Below are 788 nucleotides of genomic sequence, written 5' to 3'. Positions count from 1 at the left end.
CTCGTGGGCTCGGAGATGTGTATAAGAGACAGGCGCGGCGGCGTTCGCGTTTGGCAAAACCCCACGCATTGATTATGGACCGAGGCCCATGACGCGGTACGTCTTCATCACCGGCGGCGTGGTTTCCTCGCTCGGCAAGGGTCTCGCCTCGGCCGCCCTCGCGGCCCTGCTTCAGGCACGCGGCTACCGCGTGCGGCTGCGCAAGCTCGACCCCTACCTCAACGTCGATCCGGGCACGATGAGCCCGACGCAGCACGGCGAGGTCTTCGTCACCGACGACGGCGCCGAGACCGACCTCGACCTCGGCCATTACGAGCGCTTCACCGGCCTCCCAGCGACGCGCGCCGACAACATCACCACGGGCCGGATCTACCAGGACATCATCGCCAAGGAGCGGCGCGGCGACTATCTGGGCGCCACCATCCAAGTGATCCCGCACGTCACCAACGCCATCAAGACCTTCGTGCTCGACGGCAACGAGGCCTACGACTTCGTCCTCGTCGAGATCGGCGGCACCGTCGGCGACATCGAGGGCCTGCCCTTCTTCGAGGCGATCCGCCAGCTCGGCCAGGAACTGCCGCGCGGCACCACCGCCTTCATGCACCTGACGCTGCTGCCCTACATCCCGTCGGCGGGCGAGCTGAAGACGAAGCCCACCCAGCACTCCGTGAAGGAGCTGCGCTCGATCGGCATCCAGCCCGACTTCCTGCTCTGCCGCTGCGACCGGCCGATCCCGGCCGACGAGCGGAGGAAACTCGGCCTGTTCTGCAACGTGCGCGAATCGGCGG

General features: G+C 67.3%; 1 protein-coding gene. It reads left to right on the top strand.

Annotated features, from left to right (window positions below; translation table 11 throughout):
- Positions 1-88: 88 nt before the first annotated feature.
- Positions 89-788, top strand: a 700-nt coding sequence (locus AX737_RS15435; RefSeq protein ID WP_082773067.1) for a CTP synthase, incomplete at its 3' end; no start/stop codon positions are given.

The organism is Methylobacterium sp. CCH5-D2 (assembly GCF_001556475.1).
In the GTDB taxonomy this organism is placed as follows: Bacteria; Pseudomonadota; Alphaproteobacteria; order Rhizobiales; family Beijerinckiaceae; genus Methylobacterium; species Methylobacterium hispanicum.
This window is presented reverse-complemented; position numbering and strand designations above follow the sequence as displayed.